This is a genomic window from Pantoea sp. SORGH_AS_0659 (genome assembly GCF_031453915.1).
In the GTDB taxonomy this organism is placed as follows: Bacteria; Pseudomonadota; Gammaproteobacteria; order Enterobacterales; family Enterobacteriaceae; genus Pantoea; species Pantoea leporis.
In genome coordinates this window covers 533806-547515 of sequence record NZ_JAVJAK010000003.1, presented here as the reverse complement: position 1 = coordinate 547515, position 13710 = coordinate 533806, and the positions used below count along the sequence as shown (strand labels likewise).

The window sequence follows — 13710 nt, the reverse complement described above, 5'->3', positions numbered from 1 at the left end:
TAATAAAATCTACGTGGTTAATTCACGCCAGGGATATGCACATCCGGTAACGTATCGCGTACTTCCCAGCCGCGCAATTTGCCGGGATTTAATAAATTGTGGGGATCACAGGCGCGTTTCATCGCCACCACATCAGCACGCACCATGCCCTGTTTGCCATCTTCAATATGAATCACATGTGGATTATTAATTTTCACGCCATTCGTGCGGTAAATAGCCATAATCGCGTTGAGGCGATCTTCGTCCTGATAACGCACCAGCGGTAAACCGCTACAGGTAATGCTGCCGTTCATATCGCGTAAGAATTCAATGTGCGACATCACCTCATCGGATAATTGTGCTTCCAGCGTTAGCGCCTGCTGCAAATAATTATCCGTCGCGTAAGCAGTTTGCAGGTAAGTTAGCGTCTTATCGATTTTCAGCGCCTGCAGCGTGGTGTGATTCCAGCAATATTCAATCAGCGAATGCCCGCTATTTTCCCCTGCGGCAAAATGCAGCGCATTGCGGCCCGTATGCTGGCTCAGCAGCGCAGGTAACAGCCCGTCGCTTTCGCTGCCCACCACGGAAATCACCCCATGTTTGCGCGCCACATCGGCATCGGCCAGATCGCTGAAGTAATCAAGCACCGGCGCCGCGAACACCGCAATTTGGCGCTTCACCATGCCTGGCGAACGCGCCAGCGCATCGGCAAAGGCCATCGCCGTAGGGAAGTCGTTGAAAGTGTCGAGACGTTCGATCCAGTCGTGGCGCGGTGCCAGCGCCAGTTCAATCTCCAGCACGATGCCATTGCTGCCGTACGCGTGATGCAGCAGCAGCGCATCCGGCGCTTGCAGGGTGATAATGCGCGGCGTCTCTTCCATGGTCATCAGGCGCACCGACAACACATTGCCTGGCGCGGCCAGCGGACCGTAATTAATCGAACCTACGCCGCCAAATCCGCCGCCAAACAGGCCGCCGAGCGTCGCCAGTTTCCAGGTGGAGGGCATGCAGCGCAGCTCCCAGCCAAGTGGACGCGTATGCGCTTCGAGGTCGCCGAGCCGAATGCCCGCCTGCGCGCGCACCGTGCCGTGGCCGACGGCGGTCACCGCGTTGAGACGCGTCATATCAACCATCAAGCCGCCATGCAGCGGAATCAGCTGACCGTAATTACCGGTGCCGCCACCGCGCAAATTGAGTGGCACGCGCTGTTTGGCGCAGGCGGCCACGATCAGGGCCAGCTCATGCTCATCACGCGGACGTACCGCCAGTTCGGCAAACTTCGCTTCCAGCTGCGGTTTCAAGACCGGGCTGAACCAGTGGAAATCGCGCGACAGTCGTTTGACCTTCGGCGCTTCTTTGATCCAGTCGAGATCAGGCAACGCCGCGACCAGCGCCGCCAGTGCAGACTGGCGATCGGAATCAGACATGTGTATTTCCTGTGTGAAAAGGGGTATTGCGCCACTACGGCGCATGCGTGTTTCTTAACTGGGGCTCAATTCACTCTCATGCCATGCCGCCAGCACGCGGCGCGTTAGCCACGACATCAGCGCGAACAGCAGGAAGCCTGCCAGTGAAATCAGCAGCAGCGCGGCAAACATCAGCGGGATATTGAGCTGGTAACCGGCCTGCAAAATCTGGTACGCCAGCCCGGTATCGGTGCCGCCGGTGCCAGCGACAAACTCTGCCACCACCGCGCCAATCAGCGACAAGCCGCTGGAGATGCGCAGCGCGCCGAAGAAGTACGGCAGCGCCGAAGGAATACGCAGGCGCAGCAGAATCTGCATGCGTGATGCATGATTAAGGCGGAAATAGCTCAGCAATCCTGGCGACACGCTACGCAGACCTTGCGTGGTATTGGAAATTATTGGAAACACCGCCATCAAGGTGGCGCACACCACCAACGACAGCGTGGTGTCTTTCACCCAGATGATGATCAGCGGCGCGATCGCGACAATCGGCGTCACCTGCAAGAACACGATGTAGGGAAAAAGGGCGGTCTCAATAAAACGATTTTGCACCAGCAGAAACGCCACAATCGAACCAATCACAATCGCCACCGCAAAAGAGATAACGGTGATTTTCAGGGTGTAGAGCAATGACATAAATAGCGTCGGGAAGTTCTGCACCAGACTTTGCGCCACCACTAGCGGCGACGGCACCAGAAATACCGGCACTTTGAAGGTGGTGACCAGAAACTGCCACAACAGCAGCATGGCGACCGCGACGATGGCGGGGAACAGCCACTGCTGAAATTGCCGATGGCTTGCTAACGGTTTCATCATTGACTCTCCTTGCTCGCCGCCAGCAGGCCGCGTTGCAGCTGTTGCGCATAATGCGTGAAATCCTGGCTGACGCGGAACTCATCGTCGCGCGGCAACGTGGTTTCAATGCGGATGTCATCTACCACGCGTCCGGGGCGCGCCGCCATCATAATCACCCGCTGCGACAGAAATACCGCTTCCTGAATTGAGTGGGTGACAAACACCACCGTCAGCTTCTGCTCCTGCCACAAATCCAGCAGATCGCTGTCCAGCTTGTTGCGGGTGATTTCGTCCAGCGCGCCAAACGGCTCATCCATCAGCAGCACCTTCGGGCGCGTGACCAGACCGCGCGCTATCGACACACGCATCTGCATGCCGCCGGAAAGCTCGCGCGGCAATACGTGACCAAACTGGCCGAGGCCGACCAGTTCGAGGATTTCGCGCACGCGGGTGTCCGCTTCGGCACGCGGCACGCCCGCCAAATCGAGCGGCAGACGCACGTTTTTGTGCACGTTGCTCCACGGCATCAGCGTCGCTTCCTGAAACACAAACGACAGCGGCAGATCGCGCTGATTTTCCCGCCGATCGCGGCGAAACAGCATTAACTTGCCATCGGTGGGCTCAATCAGCCCGGCGATCATCTTTAGCAAGGTGCTTTTGCCGCAGCCGGACGGGCCGAGCAGCGAGACAAATTCGCCCTGACGAATGGTGAGATCGACCGGCAGCAGTGCGCGCGTACCGTTGGGATAAATTTTCTCCGCTGACAGCACCTCAATCGCCGGTGGCGCCGCAGAACGCGGCACCGCTTGCGCATCGGGATGCAGCAGCGTCAAATGGTTGGCGCTATTCATGGCAGAACCTTGACGTCTTGGATGAATTTCAGCGTGTAGCTGCCGTCAAACTGTACTTTAGCCGCATCGATCAGCTTGGTATCGACCAGTAGCTGCCAGGTTTGCTTGAGACGCGCTTCGGTCATGATGCCGATGCCGCCGGTTTGCGCATCGCCGCCGGTCAGCATTTGGTATTTCTTCATCTGCGCAATGCCGAAAGCGATCTGTTCATCGCTCATCTGCGGGTTCTCTTTCTTGATCAGCACGTTACCGGCGCTTGGATCTTGCAGATAGTTTTTCCAGCCCTGCATCGACGCTTTCACAAACGCCGCCACCGCAGCCGGCCGTTTCTCAATGGTCGATTTCATGCACACAATGCTGTTGCCGTACGGCGGATAACCCCAATCGCTGATCGGGTAAACATTGGCCTGCGCATTGGCTTTTTGCACCGCAAACGGTTCGGAGGTGATATAGCCTTGCTGCACCAGATTTTTATCGGCGAGGAACGGCTGAATGCTGAAGGTGTAAGGACGCACGCGGGCATTTTTCAGCTTCAGCGCGCTCTGCGCCCACGGCCAATATGAGGTATAGGCTTCCGCCGCCAGCAGGAAGGTTTTGCCCTGCAAATCGGCCTGGTTTTTCACATCCGGATGGGTGAGAAAGGCAATCGCCGAGTGCTGGAAGGTGGTGGCAACCGGCATCGCCTGCACGCCTTGCTGCCAGATTTCCAGCGCCTGCATGTTATCGCTGATAATGCAGTCGGCCTGACCGGCCGCCATCAGCTGCATGGTATGCACCTGCGGACCGCCCATCTTGATGGTGACGTCGAGGCCGGCATCGCGATACAGATTCTGCGCCTGCGCCTGGTAGAAGCCGCCGTGTTCGGCCTGCGCATACCAGTTGGTCATAAAGGTGAATTTCTCTGCCGCCATGCTCGGGGCCGAGAGTGCCAGCGCAAGCGCGGCAACAGTGCTCAATGTTTTTTTCATCGTTATTCCCTAGCGAGGTGTTAAAAAGGCGGCTGCGTCATGGTGATCTAATACTTTGCCTTGCCACTGGCCGGTGCCCCACGCCGGTTCGGCGCGGGTTACCCATGTCATCTGGTGCACTTCGGTAATCACCTGCGCCCAGCTTTCTGCCAGCGAATCGAGGATGGCCGCGCCTTGCTCCGGTGTGGAGGGCAAAGGATCGCCAATCACGCCGCTTGGGCCGAAATCGTAGGAGGCCCACGCCGCCATCGGTTTGTTGGTCGAAAGCGTCGGGCAGGGGAATGCCGGCGGATAATTAGCCACCGCTTTATCCATCTGCACGGTATCGGGCGCCAGCGCCAGCATCAGCGCGGTTTCGGCATGTCCCGCGTGCATCGCCATCTGCCGCTCTTTGTCGTCCATAAAGCTTTCCGCGCAGTTCGGCACTTTAAAGGTGTCTTGCATGATGATGATCATGTCGCCGTGGCGCAGACGCAGTTCGCGCGCCGCCATCTGTAACGGCTGTGGCTGGCCGCCGTGGCCGTTAACCATCAGGAACTTGCGGAAACCGGCGCGATAGAGTGATTCGCCAATCTCCAGAATGGTGTGCAGCAGGGTTTCGCCGGTCAGCGTTAGCGTGCCGGGAAAATGCAGATGCTCATCCGATTTGCCGTAGGTGATCGGCGGAATGGCGTAAGCCGGGATTTCCGCGGGTAAGCGCGCCAGCGCATGGCCGACCACGCCGGAGGCGATCACGCTATCCACCGCGCACGGCAAATGCGGGCCGTGCTGCTCAATCGCGCCGGTCGGCAACACGATCACGGTGTTGGCTTTATTTTCCAGCGTGGCGATGTCGGTCCAGCTCAGGTACGGCAAAAAGCGGTTTGCCGGAATATAACCATGCAACATTTGAACTCCTCGTGTTATTGCGGCAACCACGCCGTGGCTTCAACTTCAATTAAGACGTCCGGACTCGGCAGCATCTCGCTCACCTGCACCACGGTAGAAACCGGCGGCGCATCGGGAAAAAATTGCTTACGTACTCGGCTGTAGTGGGGAAAATGGTCGAGATTGCGGAAGTACTGCACCAGTTTGAAGACATCACTCATCTGGCCGCCGGCGCTTTCGATGGTGGCGCGGATGCTCTCCAGCACGTACCAGCTCTGCGCCAGAATCGGCCCCTCTTTAATGTCGGTGGAGAATTCGCCGGTGCGGCCAAGCAGCTGTTGCGCCGCTGCGGGAATGTCGTCGTAGCCGCGCACAATGGTGGCAGTTTGTGGGTTCACCGGAATAATGCCGGAGAGGAAAATGAAGTCACCCGCGCGTCGCCACGCGGCATATTTCGCCAGCGGTTTTCCCGCTCCTGCATCAAGCGCCATCTGTTGTTTCTCCATAACGCACACCCCTTTTCAGCCGATAGCGCTGACGTTGACGCAACGGCCAGCTCGCCACATCGGCATGCGGAAAAATCACCAAATCATTGGCCAGCAGCGCGCGGCGTTGGCAGATCAGCGCGGAGACCTGATCAAACGCCGCGCCGAGTTGCAGGCTCAGCAAACCGCTAAACAGCGTATCGAGCGGATCGTAACTGCCAAACGGACAGAACGCGTCCTGCACGTTGTCAGCGCCGAGCAGCAGCGGAATGCCCAGCGCCTGCGCCTCTTTCACCAGCGTTAAACCGCGCAAACGCGGCGTGCGGCCGGGCACCGCGTCCTGCAACAGCAGATTGGTGAGCGGCAGCGCAATCAATGTCACATTGTGTTGCGCCAGCACGGCAAGAATCTGTTGCGCATCGTCCTGCTGCGACAGCGCGCAGCTGTGGCTGCAGGTGATCGCGCCGCTAAACGGATGCTGCTGCAAATAGTGCGCCAGCCAGCGCAATCCCTGCGCCTCGACGTTAAGTTCTTCATCAATATGTAGATCGATATCCAGCTGCCACAGTTCGGCGGCCTGCATCAGATGCTGAAACGCCTGCGCATCCCAGTTGCTGCTGTGAATAAAACCGCCCAACAGCGCGCCCGGACCGCTGGTCGCGACCTGCGCGGCAATATGCTGCGCATCGCTGGCGTCGGCAAAGAAGGTGAGTGGCGCGAGGGCCACGCGCTCGATGCTGCACAGCGGATGGTGCAGATCGCCAATCACTTGCCACGCTAATGGTGCATCAACGGAGAACCAGTCGATGTGGGTGCGCAGCAAACCGACGCCAGCTTCTACCGCCCAGCGCAGCGCCTGCGTAGCGCGCTGCTGCAGATCTGCTGTGTTCCAGTGCACGCGGTCCTGATGCATGGCAGCAATCGCGGCCAGCAAACCGGGCTGTTGCGCCGGGCTGCGTTGAATAGTGAAGGTTTTATCCAGATGCGCGTGCGGTTCGATAAACGCGGGCAGCACCAGCGCGCCGTGAAGCGGCAGATAATCAGCGGGTGCTGCTGCATGGTCGGGTTCGAATTGCAGGCCCGCGGCGTGGAAATGTAAGGTCGCCAGCTGCGGTTGATTGTTGGCTTCAGGCCAGTTTTCTGGCAGCAGCCAGCGGGGTAAACGTGCGCCGGTCGCACCCGGATAGCCGCTCATAGATCCAGTACCAATAAAGGTGAACGCGCACGTGAACAGCACAGCACGATGCAATCGTTGGCCGCACGCTCTTGCTGGCTCAGCACATCATCACGGTGATCCGGCTCGCCCGCCAACACGCCGGTGATGCAGGCGCCGCACATGCCTTGTTCGCAGGAGAGTTCAATCTCAATCCCTGCTTCTTCAAGTACTTCAGCGATGGTTTGTTGCTCGCCCACGGCAAAGCGTGCGCCGGAGGAGGCGAGCTGCACTTCGAAGGCAGCGCCAGCCATCAGCGAAGATGTGGATTGGAAGCGCTCGCTGTGCAGCTGTGCTTCGTCCCAGCCATGTTGCAACGCCAGCTGCTGCAGATGATGCATAAAACCCGCCGGGCCGCAGAACACCAGCGCAGCGTTGTCTGGCTGGGTGAGAGCTTCGGGAATGCGCTGGCGCAGGCTGTCGCCTTCGCTGCTGTAGTGAATGACGGCGCGCGCGCCGAGTTTGCTCAGACGTTGGCTGAAAGCCAGTTGGTCGGCGCGTTTCAGGTAAAGGTGCAGGGTGAAATCCGCCTGACGCGCCGCCAGTGCTTCGGCCATCACCAACAGCGGCGTCAGGCCGATGCCGGCGGCAAACAGCAGCGTGCGCGACGCGTGCGGCAGCGGAAAGTGGTTACGTGGCGCGGATATCTCTAGCTTATCGCCGGTGGTTAACTGCTGATGCAGCCAGCGCGATCCGCCGGTTGAACAATCATCCAGACTTACGCAGATTTCATAATGCTCGGCTGGCGCAGAGCAGAGTGAATACTGGCGTTTACCGCAGTCAGGAATAATGACATCGATGTGCGCGCCGGGCGTGAAAGCCGGCAGCGGCTGCCCGCTGCGATTCGCCAGCGTCAGTAACACATTGCCTGCACCGTTGAACTGCTTTGCGATGACGGTGACGGCGAGAGGAGTGGATTTCATCATCTTTCTGCCTGAATAGGGATGTCATCAGCTGCGAGGCCGCGCAAACCCTTGTTTTTATCATGGCAGCGATTATTATTTTGCCCATGTGTAAGCGTCCATCTGTTTAATTCGCATGATGCGTTGCAAAAAAGAGAGCACCCTTTATGTTCGCCTTCTCCCGATTTCTGCTCTATTTCACTGAGGTGGCCCGCCAGGGTTCGCTGCGCAAGGCTTCTGAGGTGCTGCACGTCTCGGCATCCTCAATTGATCGGCAGATCCTGCGCGTGGAGGAACAGCTGGATATGCCGCTGTTTGAGCGTCATCCATCAGGATTACGTATGACCGCAGCGGGTGAGATCCTGCTGAATGCGGCGAAAAACTGGCAGCGGGATTTTGGCCGCGTCTGCACGCAGCTGGATGATTTGCGCGGATTACGTCACGGCCATGTACATATCGCCACCATTGATGCGATTAATCGCGGCTTTTTTTCATCGATTTTGCAGCGCATTCGCAGTGACTATCCCGGCATCTCCTTCACGCTGACCACCATGAGCAACATCCACATCGCCAATGCGCTGACCTCGGGCGATGCGGATTTCGGCATCATGCTTAATCCGCAAAGTTCGCGCGAGTTGCTGGTGAAGTCGTTTGCCGATTTACGTCTGGGTATTGTGGTGAGCAGTCAACATCCGCTGGCCAATCTGGAATCGATCCGTTTCAGCCACTGCGAATCCTGGCCATTTATCGTGCCCGCCGCGCCGCTGATGCTGGCCGATCCGCTGGAAGCGCTGATCAACAGTTCGGGCATTAAGATCAACGAAGTGGCGCGCACCAATAACATTCATATGCTGCGTTCACTGGTGCGTGATGATGTGGGGATAAGCCTGATGTGCTGGCTGGATATCGTTGATGAGTATCGGCGCGGTGAACTGAAGTTTATTCCGCTGATCGATACGGTGCTGAAGCCATTTACCTTGTCGCTGTGTGTTGCGCCGCAGCGCCAGCTTTCGATTGCCGCTTCGATGATGTTGCGCGAGCTGGAGTCGTTTTTTGCACTGATGCAGAGTGAGGAGTTGCTGGCGTAATCGGTCGCCATGAATGGCGTAATGCTCGTCAGTTAAGCCGACGACGAGTGCGCAGACCGGTACCATTTTTGGTCCGGCGGTCCTCGCGCCGCTAGCGCGGTACCTTCACTTTGCTCGTCTGCCTGACGGACCGGCGGAGACGGGACGTCCTGTCCCGGCTCCGCCTTTCGCCCGCGTCCTGCGGGCTCTCCTGGCTTCCTCGCTGCGTTCAGCGCTGCGGATTGCCTGCCCAAAAGTGGCCCCGGCCTGCTTAAACTTCTGTGCGTGTTTTTGAAAAGGACACATTTGCTAAAGGCGCGTGACGCAGCAGATGTGTCAGCGCCCGCTACCTGTTCAAAGCAAATGCTTGCTTAACTGACAAGCATTACGCCATGGATGGCGACCTTACGATAATGTTAATCGCCCCAACGGCTGCGCAAATAATTCACCGCATCCTGGGTTTGTGGCTGATTAAGGTAATTTTCGCGGAACAAAATGGTGCCGTTAATTTGCGGTAGCGACTCGTTGAGATCGAGTTGTTTTTTCAACTCCGGCACGCCGCCATTCACCGTCCAGTCAGGTTCGCTTTTCGACGCTTCGCCGATTTTGTACAGCGCCACACCGATATAGAGCCGCGTATGCGTTGGCTTCACCACGTCCGCCCACCAGTGGGCTAACACGTCGTAACGGGCGGCCTGGCGCGCAAACGGCCAGTAAAGCTGCGGCGCGATGTAATCCAGCAGTCCCATTTGCACCCAGCGACGCGTATCGGCGTAGGCTTCGTCGTAGGCGGCCGCGCCACGCGTGTCGGAGCCCGCCGCATCATGCGACAGATTGCGCCACACGCCTGCCGGGCTGACGCCAAATTCTACGTTCGGGTTCAGTTGCTTGATGGTGCGCGACACCTGCTCAATTAACAGCAGCGTATTGTTGCGCCGCCAGTCAGCTTTCGATGCAAAACCCTGACCATACTGGCGGAACGTGGCGCTGTCGTTGAGGGTTGAACCGGACGTTTCAGTATAGAAATAGTCATCGAACTGCACGCCGTCGATCGGATAGTGCGACACCACTTCCGCAACGATGCTGGTGATCCAGTCGCGTGCGGCGGGAATGCCGGGATCGAGCACGAAGCGGTCGCTGGCGGTGCGGATCCAGTCGCGATGCAGCACAAATACGCTGGCCGGTTGCAGCGCAAGCGTATTATTCAGCGCGTTAACCGTGGAAGGTTTGACGTTGGTCGAGACGCGATATGGGTTGAACCACGCGTGCACCTTCATGCCGCGTTTGTGCGCCTCATCCAGCATAAATTTCAGCGGATCGTAGCCGGGATCTTCACCAATCCTGCCGGTGAGCATATCTGACCACGGCAAGATGCTGGAGCGCCACAGCGCGGTGCCATCCGGCTTTACCTGGAAAAATACCGTATTGATGCCGAGGCTTTTCAGTTTATCTAGCTTATCGGTCAACGCCTGTTGCTGCTGGTGGATGCGGTTGGCCGGGCTGACATTCACGGAATTGATTGGCGGCCAGTCGAGGCGTGAAACGGTGGTGAGCCACACGCCGCGTACCGGTTCTTTGCTCAGCGCTGGTTTAGTCGGCATTGGCGGTTTGGTGACCGTCGGCAACGGCGTGACCAGTGATTTCGGTGGTGGCGAGGAGCAACTGGCCAGTGAGAGGGCGACAGCAATGGCGACCAGCGCAGCAGATTTTTTATAGGTGTTAACCCAGGGAAAACGATGTGAACAGGCTATGATAAACTCCCTTTTTTGCAACTTTCTGTTCGAAGAGCCTCATTCTCTTATCATGCGAACTAAAGTCAATAATGGTGTCATGGTTTGCACGATGAATCGCGCCGCTACTGATAAGTACGGGATTTTGTAGCGTCGCAATGAGTTGCACGCAGTAAATTTATTTGAGGAACCCAAAACCTATGCAATACGAAGACCTTTATCGCCGTATCGGCCAGATCATCTTTAGCTGTGGCCCGCAAGGTGCGCGGGAATTGATCGTTCAGGCTGAACTGTTTGCGGACGATGATGGCGGGCAGTTTCAGTTCGATTACATCGATGAAAACGGTGAACCGGATTGGTTTGAACCCGATGCGCGCGCGATAGGCGATCTCTCGGAGGCGCTGAAAGATTTTCAGCAGTACTTCGTGGATAACAATATGACCAACGGTCTGCCGGTGTGGCGTAAATGCGCGATAAACCTCAACGTGCAGGAAGAAGCCATCAGCATCGACGTGCAGTACGACTAAGTTCCGCGGCATCCTTGCCTGGAAGTCATGCGTTACGAACGTAACGCCACCATCTCCTCGTTTTTCCGCGCCACGCGTTTGCGATGCACAATACGGCTGGCGGCGACGACACCCAGCGTCAACAGGCCGGTGGCGATAATCTCTGGACGGTGTTGTTGGTTGAAAAGCATGGCAACCAACACGCCAACGATGAACACCATCGTCGCCCACGTCAGGCCAGGGAATAGCCACATGCGATAGCTGAGGATTTCACCGCGCGCTTCGCGCTTTTTACGCAGCACCAGATGAGACGCGGCGATCACCAGATACACCAGCAACGCGATGGCGCCGGAACTGGCGAGCAGGAACTCAAATACTGCGCTCGGCGCCAGATAGTTAGCGATCACCGCGAGGAAGGCCGCCGCCGTGGAGAGCAACACCGCTACCCACGGCGTGCCGCTGCGTGTAGTGCGCGACGCGACGGCAGGCGCATCTTCACGACGTGAAAGCGAATAGATCATGCGCGATGCGGTATACAGCGCAGAATTGAGACAGCTACACACCGCAATCAATACCACCACATCAACGATCTGCTTAGCGTAAGGCACGTTCATCATCTGCATCGCTGTCTGGTAAGAACCGGCTTTCATCAGCGACGGCGTATTCCACGGCACCAGCGCTACCACGATGAAGATCGACAGCAGATAGAACAGCGCGATGCGCCAGATCACCGAGTTGGTGGCTTGGGTGATTTGTTTCTTCGGCTCGCGCGATTCGGCGGCGGCAATGGTGACAATCTCGGTGCCCATAAATGAGAACATAGTGGTCAGAATGGCCGCCAGCACCGCGCCGATGCCGTTAGGCATAAAGCCTTGCGTGTCATAGAGATGTGAAATTCCCTGCGTGCTGCTGCCCGGCATCAAACCGAATACCGCTAAACTTCCCGCGCAGAGGAATGCCACAATCGCCACCACTTTCAGCAGGGCGAACCAGAATTCAAACTCGCCATAGTTTTTGACGCTGAATAGGTTGCTGATGGTCAGGAACGTGGTGATCGCCAGCGTGTATTCCCACACCGGAACCTGCGGAAACCACGAATGCAGAATGGTGCCAGCGGCGTTGGCTTCCAGCGGGATCACTAACACCCAGAACCACCAATAAAGCCAACCGATGGTGAAGCCGGCCCAGCGGCCCAGCGATTTGTCGGCGTAGGTGGAGAAAGAGCCGGAATCCGGTGACGCCACCGCCATTTCTGCCAGCATGCGCATAATCAGCACCACCAACGCGCCCGCGGCGATGTAGGCCAGCAGTACCGCCGGACCGGCTTCGGCGATCGCATGGCCAGAGCCAACAAACAATCCGGCACCAATTACGCCGCCAATCGATAACATCCGTACATGGCGCGGCTTCAGGCCTTGCGCCAGTACATCGGCATTCTGTGAACTCATCAATGTTTCTCCAAAGCGTCTCTCAGGCCGCGCGACGCGCAGCCGGGTTACAACAGGTGAGAAGCCCAGCCCGCCGCGCGAGCTGGGTAGATTGTTACGAATCGGCGTGTTGACTCAGCACACTGCTGAGGATCTCCAGCGCCTGGCCGAACTGCGCATCAGGAATGGTGAGCGGATAGAGGAAGCGGATGACATTGCCCTGCGGGCCACAAGTAAGCAGCAGCAGCCCACGCGCCATCGCGTGTTGCTGGATGGTTTGCGCGGTTTGCGCGCTGGCGAACTCCACCGCAATCATCGAGCCAAGGCCGCGAATGTCGGTGATGGAGGAACACTGGCTGCGTGCGCTGTGCAGGAAATCGGTTAACTGAGTACCGAGTTGTTGCGCACGTTCGCACAGCTTCTCGTCGGCGATCACGTCCAGCACCGCATGCGCCGAGGCAATCGCCAGCGGATTGCCAGCGTAGGTGCCGCCCAGGCCGCCTGGACCCGGCGCATCCATAATCTCGGCCCGGCCGCTGACCGCCGATAACGGCATGCCGCCCGCGAGGCTTTTCGCCATGGTGATGAGATCCGGTTTCACCGTATAGTGATCCATCGCGAACAATTTGCCGGTGCGGGCAAAGCCGGTTTGTACTTCATCGGCAATCAGCAGAATGCCGTGCTCATCGGCCAGCGACCGCAGGCGGTTGAAGAATTCAGGCGGCGCGACGTGGAAGCCGCCTTCGCCCTGAATTGGCTCCAGCACGATGGCCGCAACATCCTGTGGCGCGATGTCCTGCGTGAAAATATCCTGCAAGCTGGCCAGCGCATCATCAACGCTGATGCCGGTGACGCCGTTGGGATAGCGCGCGTGCCACACCGACGCGGGCATCGGACCGAAGTCGCGTTTGTAAGGGGCCACTTTGCCGGTCATCGCCATGGTCATAAAAGTACGACCGTGGAAGGCGTTACCGAAGGTGATGATGCCGTGGCGACGCGTAGCCGCACGCGCTACTTTTACCGCGTTTTCTACCGCTTCAGCGCCGGTGGAGAAGAACGCGGTCTTGGCTTTACCGGCAATCGGCACCACGCGATTGAGGCGTTCCGCCAGCGCCACATAGCTCTCATACGGCGTCACCTGGAATGCGGTATGGGTAAATTTCTCTAACTGATCGGCAATCGCCTGCACGATGCGCGGATGGCGATGCCCGGTGTTCAGCACCGCGATGCCGCCAGCGAAGTCGATCCAGCTGTTGCCTTCACCATCGCGCAGCGTGGCGTTCTCCGCGTGCTCTACATACCACTGACAAAGATTGCCGGTGCCGCGTGGCAGGGCATCATCTTTACGTTGCTGCAACTGGCTGTTTTTACCTTCCATAACCTTTCCTTAGCGATAAGCGTCTTTACAAATCACGACAAACACGCTTATTTATGCCTGCGCTGAGTTATCTTGC

General features: G+C 57.9%; 13 protein-coding genes. 2 read left to right on the top strand and 11 right to left on the bottom strand.

Annotated elements, in window-relative coordinates:
• Positions 1-17: 17 nt before the first annotated feature.
• From Q3H59_RS23705 to Q3H59_RS23670, 8 genes are read right to left on the bottom strand one after another with little or no spacing between them, the layout of a single operon-like run.
• The gene (locus Q3H59_RS23705; protein WP_280173091.1) at positions 18-1406 is read right to left on the bottom strand and encodes an FAD-binding oxidoreductase; all 1389 of its coding nucleotides are present in this window, start codon (positions 1404-1406) and stop codon (positions 18-20) included.
• Between the two features lie 54 nt (positions 1407-1460).
• Positions 1461-2261, bottom strand: coding sequence for an ABC transporter permease (locus tag Q3H59_RS23700; RefSeq protein ID WP_101761439.1), 801 nt, complete (start codon positions 2259-2261; stop codon positions 1461-1463).
• Positions 2258-3091 carry an ABC transporter ATP-binding protein gene (locus Q3H59_RS23695; protein WP_280173092.1) on the bottom strand — a complete coding sequence of 278 codons (834 nt, stop codon included), beginning with the start codon at positions 3089-3091 and terminating at the stop codon, positions 2258-2260. Before Q3H59_RS23695 ends, Q3H59_RS23700 begins: the two co-directional genes overlap by 4 nt.
• Positions 3088-4059, bottom strand: a complete 972-nt coding sequence (locus tag Q3H59_RS23690) for an ABC transporter substrate-binding protein (RefSeq protein ID WP_280173093.1) — start codon at positions 4057-4059, stop codon at positions 3088-3090. The genes Q3H59_RS23695 and Q3H59_RS23690 overlap by 4 nt, the downstream gene beginning before the upstream one ends.
• 9 nt (positions 4060-4068) lie before the next feature.
• Positions 4069-4947: a creatininase family protein gene (locus Q3H59_RS23685; RefSeq protein WP_222183195.1), complete on the bottom strand. Its 879-nt coding sequence runs from the start codon at positions 4945-4947 to the stop codon at positions 4069-4071.
• Between the two features lie 14 nt (positions 4948-4961).
• Positions 4962-5417 carry a RidA family protein gene (locus Q3H59_RS23680; protein ID WP_192235591.1) on the bottom strand — a complete coding sequence of 152 codons (456 nt, stop codon included), beginning with the start codon at positions 5415-5417 and terminating at the stop codon, positions 4962-4964.
• Positions 5407-6606: an amidohydrolase family protein gene (locus tag Q3H59_RS23675; protein ID WP_280173094.1), complete on the bottom strand. Its 1200-nt coding sequence runs from the start codon at positions 6604-6606 to the stop codon at positions 5407-5409. The genes Q3H59_RS23680 and Q3H59_RS23675 overlap by 11 nt, the downstream gene beginning before the upstream one ends.
• The gene (locus Q3H59_RS23670; protein ID WP_309837642.1) at positions 6603-7550 is read right to left on the bottom strand and encodes a PDR/VanB family oxidoreductase; all 948 of its coding nucleotides are present in this window, start codon (positions 7548-7550) and stop codon (positions 6603-6605) included. Before Q3H59_RS23670 ends, Q3H59_RS23675 begins: the two co-directional genes overlap by 4 nt.
• A gap of 143 nt (positions 7551-7693) precedes the next feature.
• On the opposite strand from Q3H59_RS23670, the gene Q3H59_RS23665 reads away from it, so the two are divergent.
• A complete protein-coding gene (locus Q3H59_RS23665) occupies positions 7694-8614 on the top strand; it encodes a LysR family transcriptional regulator (protein WP_101761445.1) in 921 nt (306 codons plus the stop codon).
• A 395-nt stretch (positions 8615-9009) separates the two neighbouring features.
• Here the strand turns inward: Q3H59_RS23665 and Q3H59_RS23660 are convergent, their stop codons facing one another.
• On the bottom strand, positions 9010-10347 hold the full coding sequence (locus Q3H59_RS23660; protein WP_405042518.1) for a glycoside hydrolase family 10 protein: 1338 nt from the start codon (positions 10345-10347) through the stop codon (positions 9010-9012).
• 176 nt (positions 10348-10523) lie between these two features.
• Between Q3H59_RS23660 and Q3H59_RS23655 the strand changes: the two genes are divergently transcribed.
• Positions 10524-10850 carry a hypothetical protein gene (locus tag Q3H59_RS23655; protein ID WP_101761446.1) on the top strand — a complete coding sequence of 109 codons (327 nt, stop codon included), beginning with the start codon at positions 10524-10526 and terminating at the stop codon, positions 10848-10850.
• A 32-nt stretch (positions 10851-10882) separates the two neighbouring features.
• On the opposite strand, the gene gabP is transcribed toward Q3H59_RS23655, so the two are convergent.
• Both gabP and gabT read right to left on the bottom strand, forming a co-directional pair.
• Positions 10883-12277: a GABA permease gene (gabP, locus tag Q3H59_RS23650; protein WP_101761447.1), complete on the bottom strand. Its 1395-nt coding sequence runs from the start codon at positions 12275-12277 to the stop codon at positions 10883-10885.
• 94 nt (positions 12278-12371) lie between these two features.
• Positions 12372-13634 carry a 4-aminobutyrate--2-oxoglutarate transaminase gene (gene gabT / locus Q3H59_RS23645; RefSeq protein WP_309837639.1) on the bottom strand — a complete coding sequence of 421 codons (1263 nt, stop codon included), beginning with the start codon at positions 13632-13634 and terminating at the stop codon, positions 12372-12374.
• Positions 13635-13710 lie beyond the last annotated feature (76 nt).